We start from the raw sequence: 6,306 nt of genomic DNA, 5'->3' as shown, positions 1-6,306 counted from the left end.
ATCTATTTCGGCATTGCCTTGATGTTGCGCCCCTTGCCTGGAGGATCGGTAAACGAAACACTCGCTGATGCGATGACCGGCAAGTTGCTGGGCGTTGTGCCAACGAGCCTGGTGTTTCTTTTGGCGATCGTGCTTCTGGTCTGGGTGCCGTTCAGCCGTTCCGTTACCGGGCGCGCTGCCTATGCCGCCGGATCGTCCGAGCAGAGCGCCTATATGTCAGGTGTTCCAATCCGTCGTGGCAAACTTGCTGCCTATGCCCTTTCGGGCCTGCTTGCCGGCACGGGGGGCTTGTTCTTGACCTTTTTTACCTATTCAGGCGAGGCTTCGACGGCAAGTGCTAGCACTTACACGCTTTTTTCGATTGCAGCAGTCGTGCTCGGCGGCGTCTCGCTCTATGGCGGTAAGGGCAGCATCATCGGCGTGATCTTTGGCGCGTTTGCTTTCCGGACCATCGGCGACCTCATGTTTGTTTTTGATATGGACGCTCTATGGCAACCCCTGTTTCAGGGAGTGATCTTGCTGGCTGCTATCAGCTTTGGCTCGATCGGACTTCTGAGGGTACGCAATCGGCTGGAGTGGTTTCGATGAGCGAAGCTTTGCCAATGCGTACGCCAAGCAGGATGCCGAAATTCCTCCGCCGTGCCGATCCGGCAATCGTGACCGCCTTTGCCTGTATCCTGGCGCTGATCGTTATCGGGAGCCTCTATTCACCGAGCTTCCTTTCAAGCGAGTATCTGCTGCAGCAGTTGAAGGTCGCGTCCTTCCTTGGCGTGATTGCCACTGGCATGATGCTTGTCATTCTTCTCGGGCAGATAGATCTCTCCGTACCCTGGGTCGTGGCAGGTGGCGCGATGATGGCCTGTGCCGCAACGGCCTACGGGCCCGTGGCGACCGCCCTTGCAATTCCGTTCGGCATTTTTTGCGGGATGGCGTTCGGAACGCTCAACGGCTTTGGCGTCGCATATCTGCGCATCCCCTCGATGATCGTGACGCTCGCCACCAATGCCGTCGCCCAAGGGCTGATGGTGGTCTACACGGGCGGTTTTGCACCACGGGATTCAGCAACCAACGCGATGCGCTACATCGCAACCGGCGCGCTGGTCCCGGGAATACCAAACGCTGTCGTCATCTGGGCCCTGGTCGGGGCAGGCATGGTGTTCATGTTGACGAAGACGGGCTTTGGACGTGCTGTCTACGGGATCGGCAACCGTGAGCGCGCGGCCTACTTGTCGGGCATAAACACCAGACGTGTGGTGTTGATCGCCTTTGCAATTTCGGGCGGGTTAAGCGCTCTCGGTGGCGTCCTGCTGGCGGGCTATGCCTCCAAGGCAGCGCAGGCCATGGGCGACGCATATCTGTTGCCCGCAATCGCCGCCGTGGTGCTGGGTGGTACCTCGATACTGGGTGGAAAGGGATCGTACCTCGGGACAGTGGCGGGCGTTATCCTGATCACCCTGCTGCAGTCCATCCTCTCGGTCATTCAAATGCCAGAAGCCGGCCGGCAGATCATCTATGGGGTCGTCATCATCTCCATGCTGCTGCTTTACGGTCGGGCCCCATCAAAAGGGTGAGCACTTGACCAAATCCGGCATAAAGACACATGGTGTCATGCGGCCGCTGGTCGTCATGGGCGTAAGCGGCTGCGGCAAGTCGGTGGTCGGATTGGCGATCGCCGAGGCACTCCATGCCAGCTTCGTCGAAGGCGACATGCTGCACCCTGCGAAAAACATCACGCGCATGGCAAACGGCCAGCCACTGAAGGATGCCGATCGGAAGGGATGGCTCGATTTGATCGGTCGTGAGATCGCCTCGCGTGTTGTGGAGGGAAAGCATGTCGTTGCCGCGTGTTCGGCGCTCAAGCGCCGCTATCGCGATCAGCTCCGAAACCACAACCCAACCTTGCGTTTCGTTTATCTCATGCTCGATCCCGCTACGGCTCGTCGTCGCGTCTTGGAACGCACCGGCCATTTTATGCCCGAGAGCCTCGTTGACAGTCAATTCGCTGATCTTGAGCCTCCGGACTTCGATGAAGCAGCCCTTGTCCTTGATGCGCTGTTGYCTGTCGATGTGCTGGCTAGGGCAGCCACAGACTTCGTGAATGGTGGCCGGCAGCCATAACGAGCACCGGCCGTTGCAGGCTAGAACATGTTTGGGAGCAGATATGTCGGATGCTGCATTTGAAATCCTCGACCTGCGTTTTGCCCCGCTGGTCAATCTCCACTCGCGGGTAGAAAAACTGTTCACCGGCTGTCTCTGGGCCGAGGGCCCGGCATGGTTTGCCGCCGGACGTTACCTTGTCTGGTCAGACATTCCCAACGACCGGATGTTGCGTTTCGACGAAACGGACGGGCGGGTCAGTACATTTCGCCAGCCATCGGGGAATTCCAATGGCAATACCGTCGACCGCCAGGGCAGACTTGTAACCTGCGAGCATGGCGGCAGGCGTGTGACTCGTACTGAGTTCGACGGATCGGTCACCGTCATCGCCAATGCCTGGCGCGGCAAGCGCCTTAACTCACCCAATGACGTGGTAGTACGGTCTGACGACTCGATATGGTTTTCCGATCCGACATACGGCATCGATTCCGACTACGAAGGCAACAAGGCCGAAAGCGAGATCGGCTCATCCCAGGTTTATCGGGTGGATCCGGGTTCTGGCGAGGTCGAGGCGGTCGTCGCTGACATGGTGAAGCCGAATGGGCTCGCCTTCTCGATCGATGAAAGCAGGCTTTACGTGGTCGACACCGGCCGCACGCACGGCAGTCAGTATCCTGCACATATGCGCGTGTTCGACGTCAGCGCAAAAGGAGGTGTGACCGGAGGGCGTGTCTTCGCTGAATGTACCGCCGGACTGTTCGATGGATTCCGGCTCGACACAGCCGGTCGCATATGGGTTGCGGCCCATGACGGCATCCATTGCTATGACCCCGACGGGACCCTGGTCGGCAAGATCAAGGTTCCCGAACCGACGGCCAATTGTGTCTTTGGCGGAGCAAAACTCAACTGTCTTTATATTGCTGGCACGACGTCCCTCTACCCGTTCGGCTCATGGTGAATGGACATCCGACCTACTAGCCTGTGGAGTTGAGCTTCCTGAACGCGAACGCCGACTTGAGCTTGGCTTCGATTGTGACTTCGGCGACGCGCGCGGCTTCCATCGTATCGACACCACGGAAGCGGATATGAAGGGTTGGGACGAGGTCTCCACCTTCGCAAGCGCACTAGTGGCGCTTGGTGATATATCGACTTTGATCACTGCGGTAACGGCTACCGGCCCGGGTCAGATTACCGGCCTTGAATGGCAGCAGATCCTTGTCGCCGCCGCAGGCAATGACGCCGATACTTGCCGAATTCACGGATGATGCGAACTGGCCAGCGTAGACCTCACGCACTCATCGCCCAGATGACCGCGCTGGAAGCGCTGAAGACCGCAGCAAGAAGAAACCAATCCATTGACCCCTCCCGGCTCGTTGGATTTACCTTATGTACCCCCTGGACCGCCAATTTGGCACCTTTCAGCAAGCTCGTCGCTTCAACAACGGTGTCATCACATGACGGTTCTTGAACTGGGTTTCTGGCACATCCGCTTCAGCGCCCACAAATAGGCAAGCGCATCGTGACGCGTTTCATTGTGGCCGTCTCCGATCTCCTCGATGACCTCGGCTATGGCGCCAAGGGTTTTGTTCAGCACTTCGATGCATGTGGCCAGTTCCTTGCTGGCAGGGGTTCGAGCGGTTGCGCGCAAAATAAGCCGCCTTATGTGCGTAACCGGAAACGGGTGCCCCGCTTCCTCGATTAGCTTGGCGATCGCCTCGAACTCATCACCGCGTTGCAGCGTCATTGCCCCTCGCATGCCGGGGCGGAACTCTAAAACCCAAGCTGCGAGAGAATAGCGCTCGCCGTGCCAAATGCTACGGCGACAACAAACCAGTCGGCCCAGTTCATTTGGTTCCTTGCTAGAGGCCAACCAACCACAATATAGCACTGGCCACGGCGACTAGAGCTACAATGAAAACAGTGTCTTCGATGGTCATTGGCTTGCCGCGGACAGGGTGGCTTTCTCCATAGGCCAGTGTCCGCGCCTCCTTGGCGCGCAGAACTCCATAGGACGCGCCCCGGTTCCATTCTGAGCGCCCGCACTCCTCCAAAAACGAGAAAATGACAACGTTCTGAGCCTACACGAGGCGTGCCATGGAGGCCGCTCGCTATCATCGGGCCACTCTCAGATCCCAAATATTAGGGTGTAGGCGACCAATGCGACACCTACGCAGGCCGCCACAACTCCTATGATGAAGGCGTCTTCATAGGTCATTTCCGTTTTGYGGCGGCCTCCACTTACGCCGAACGTCCGCGCCTCCTTGGCGGGCCAGCGCCGCTGCAGCTTGGTATGCCATCACAGGTCGGCCTCCACCATAACCATTGTTGGCCAAGACCTAGGAAGGAGCATCGGTGTCTCGGAAAATAAGTTTGCTCCAGCAGTTGCCTACGATATCAAGAACATGTGCGACCGGACAATCGACAGTATGGTTGCATGGCTCACAGGCCGTCCGCCACCTTGAGTATCCGTAGCATCAAATGAAGACCAAACAAGATAAAGCGATCCTRTTACTTCTTGTCGCTGTTGTCGGGCTCGCATTTTTCAGTTGGGGCGTTGGTATTTGGCAAACGCATCAACTATGGAGAATCTGCGATATCGACCTGACAGAGTTTGAAATACAAGCCCTGGTTTTGGACCCTACATTCGGGAGGGGGCTAGCCGCACGATACCCCAAAGAATTTGAGAATAGGAACGCCAGCGACGGCGTTTGGCAGATTCGTTACCCCGACTACAAACTGGCATTTGAAGCAGACAGTGAATACGACATGGTCAAATACAAAGTGAGAGTGACATTTGGCGCCGCTGCTTACTGGACCACGATCTCCACGTGCAGAGGCATCGTCAGGTCGGGGAGCGGTGATAGTTTCGGGTAATTATTGTATTGATGACGCTGCCTGACTGCGGCATGTACCTGACCAATCAAGAGCCCCGTCACCATCCTATGAGTGGCGGGGTTTTTTCTCTTCACAGTTGCCAGCGTCCAACGGTACTGGGATAGGCAGGACATTGACACGCCCCCGCTACGGCGGGGCTTTTAGTACTTTCGCGCCTAGTTGTTGCAAATGGCATCCAACATCATCGACTTCAGCTTGTCGCGGGCCTGAATCTGCAAAGTGTTTGGCCGCTCCATCGCAGAAGTTCATCAATGGACAGCCGCTTGTAAGGTGGACGCCCTGTGCCGACATAGACATGCCGTCTGTCCATATTAGAGACCAGCTTCCAGCTTGTCGTGTCATCTCCGGCCAGGATGCACGTAATAGGCTTCATGCGCAGTACTCCCTTGAAAAGGGAGGAATGCCAAAGCCCTAGGGGCTCCACTATCGCAAGATTTGACTATTGACGCTCCTTCCCGCCGAAGGTGGGGAACGCCGTTTTAGGGCTTCCGACAGCCGACGAGTCCCATCACCATTGCGGGGCCAAGACCCGGAAGGGGCACCCGTGCAGGGCTAGGCCAGTCGTGGGCAAGAAGGGGTGCAAGTTCCATGGGGGAATGTCGAGCAGCCCTAAATCGGTCGAGGGCAAGGCGCCCATTGCAGAGTCCCAACGGGCACGCTGGCAGGCTAGCCGGGGGACCGACAAAGACCCCATGAGCCTCGCCCCGGGGTAGATTGACCAGACATCGGTGGCCGTTGAACAAACAGGGGGTCCCGAAATGCCGCCAGCGTGAACCAATGTGACGGTTGTGAGGGCAGCTATCCATGCAAGAATTATCCTAGTCATGTAAGCCTCCTTTGTTACTTCGCAGGGATACGAAGTGTCGGTTTTCAACCTGGCCTCTAACCCTGTGGACGATAGATTGCCATGTAGGCGTGATGACAGCGTTTGACGGGCGTGAAAGGCTGATGCTCGGTCTGCAACTGCTAGGCGTTAGCAAACCAAATGCTCGCGAAGCTAAAATAAWGGCCCGACATTCACACAGCGACTCACCAGCGGGCGTTTGTCGTCCATGCGGTATCCGCACTCCAAAACCGCGAACGCCTCTCAGCGTGCGGATATGGCCGAAACGACGGTTGGCGATTGGTTGGGGGCGATGCGGGAGACTTGCAGGAGAGATCAGAAGCACCGCGATAAGGCCAATTGCGCCGGCCAGGGCGACAACGTGAATGGTTTTCATCATTGCGCCTAAAGGTACCGGGTCCGCGATTTCAACAAACCGGGCTGTCTGGCGATGCTGAAAACGGCGGTAGAGCGGCGGCTATCAAGCCGCC

General features: G+C 57.4%; 6 protein-coding genes and 1 pseudogene. 6 read left to right on the top strand and 1 reads right to left on the bottom strand.

The features are described from left to right. From AC1DUU_RS20255 to AC1DUU_RS20240, 4 genes and pseudogenes are all read left to right on the top strand, one after another. On the top strand, window positions 1–588 hold a 588-nt coding region (locus AC1DUU_RS20255; protein ID WP_476785192.1), incomplete at its 5' end, for an ABC transporter permease. Further along, window positions 585–1,571: an ABC transporter permease gene (locus AC1DUU_RS20250; protein WP_476785191.1), complete on the top strand. Its 987-nt coding sequence runs from the start codon at window positions 585–587 to the stop codon at window positions 1,569–1,571. The genes AC1DUU_RS20255 and AC1DUU_RS20250, both read left to right, overlap by 4 nt. Before the next feature lie 37 nt (window positions 1,572–1,608). Further along, entirely contained in the window at window positions 1,609–2,118 is a 510-nt protein-coding gene (locus AC1DUU_RS20245) for a gluconokinase (protein WP_476785193.1), read from the top strand. Between the two features lie 43 nt (window positions 2,119–2,161). After that, window positions 2,162–3,075: pseudogene (locus tag AC1DUU_RS20240) on the top strand (SMP-30/gluconolactonase/LRE family protein). A gap of 472 nt (window positions 3,076–3,547) precedes the next feature. On the opposite strand, the gene AC1DUU_RS20235 reads toward AC1DUU_RS20240, so the two are convergent. Continuing rightward, window positions 3,548–3,841, bottom strand: a complete 294-nt coding sequence (locus AC1DUU_RS20235) for a hypothetical protein (protein WP_476785190.1) — start codon at window positions 3,839–3,841, stop codon at window positions 3,548–3,550. 734 nt (window positions 3,842–4,575) lie between these two features. Between AC1DUU_RS20235 and AC1DUU_RS20230 the strand changes: the two genes are divergently transcribed. Together AC1DUU_RS20230 and AC1DUU_RS20225 are read left to right on the top strand one after the other, a co-directional pair. Then, a complete protein-coding gene (locus tag AC1DUU_RS20230; RefSeq protein WP_476785189.1) occupies window positions 4,576–4,971 on the top strand; it encodes a hypothetical protein in 396 nt (131 codons plus the stop codon). A gap of 485 nt (window positions 4,972–5,456) precedes the next feature. Next, on the top strand, window positions 5,457–5,705 hold the full coding sequence (locus AC1DUU_RS20225; protein ID WP_476785188.1) for an HGGxSTG domain-containing protein: 249 nt from the start codon (window positions 5,457–5,459) through the stop codon (window positions 5,703–5,705). The last annotated feature ends 601 nt before the right edge of the window (window positions 5,706–6,306 follow it).

This window comes from Aminobacter sp. P4_H6_2, assembly GCF_056400805.1.
Note: the sequence above shows the minus strand (reverse complement) of the source record. Positions and strands in the feature narration are given on the sequence as shown.